At 64.0% G+C, this 1,036-nt stretch carries 1 protein-coding gene; it reads left to right on the top strand.

The window, feature by feature from the left end:
* A partial coding sequence (locus JQ632_RS39170; RefSeq protein WP_212408052.1) for an integrase core domain-containing protein occupies positions 1-982 on the top strand: 982 nt, incomplete at its 5' end.
* Positions 983-1,036: the final 54 nt, after the last annotated feature.

Raw genomic sequence — 1,036 nt, 5'->3', positions numbered from 1 at the left:
CCGGGCGACGCCACCGAACATCGTAGAAGCGATTGTCGGGTTGCGGCGGGAGCGGCCGAGCTGGGGACCGCGCAAGATCGTGGCCAAACTTGAACAGCGCCAGCCGGCTGTGGACTGGCCTTCGGCGTCGACGGTCGGCGAGCTGCTCAAGCGAGCTGGGCTGGTTGGCGGTCGTCGCATGCGACGTCGAGCGCCGCCGCGGCTTGGCGAACTCACGGTTCCGCAATACGCCAATCACGTCTGGGGCATTGATCACAAGGGCTGGATAAGGCTGGGCGACGGTTCGCGGGTCGAACCCTTCACGATGACGGACGGCTTCAGCCGCTACTTGATCGGTGTTGCGGCGACGCGCAGCACCCGACAGGCCGAGTGCCGGCCGCTGCTTGAGCGGGCCTTCCAGGAGTACGGTCTTCCGGAGGTGATCCGTTCCGACAACGGGGCGCCCTTTGCCTCGACAGGGACAACCGGTCTGACCGCGATGTCGGTGTGGTGGATCAAGCTTGGCATTCGCCATGAGCGGATCGATCCCGGCCATCCGCAGCAGAACGGCAGGCACGAGCGCTTCCACCTGACGCTGCTGGAGGCGATGCGACCGCCGCCGCCAAACCGCACCGCTCAAGCGCGGCGGCTTGCAGCATTCGCACGCGATTACAATGAAGAGCGTCCCCACGAAGCGCTCGGGCAGCGTGCGCCTGCAAGTGTCTACCAACGCTCCTCGCGTTCGATACCAACCCGGCTTCCGGAGCCAGACTATCCGGCTGAGGCAGCAGTGCGCCAGGTCCGCTCCAACGGTGCGATCAAATGGCGAGGCGACTTCGTCTATATCTGCACCAGCCTGATTGGCGAGACGATCGCCATCGAGGAAGCCGACGGCGGACACTGGCAAGTACGCTTCTTCGACGTTCCGATCGGCGTTATCGACCTGCAGACGCGCAAGCTGCGCCGGACTACAGGTGTGGCAACGCAGAGGAAGGAACCGTGAACGATTGTTACCAATCCATCCGGTCCGTTTTGTTACCAATCAATCCGCTGGACA

Source organism: Bradyrhizobium liaoningense (genome assembly GCF_018130955.1).
GTDB lineage: Bacteria > Pseudomonadota > Alphaproteobacteria > Rhizobiales > Xanthobacteraceae > Bradyrhizobium > Bradyrhizobium liaoningense_C.
Note: the sequence above shows the minus strand (reverse complement) of the source record. Positions and strands in the feature narration are given on the sequence as shown.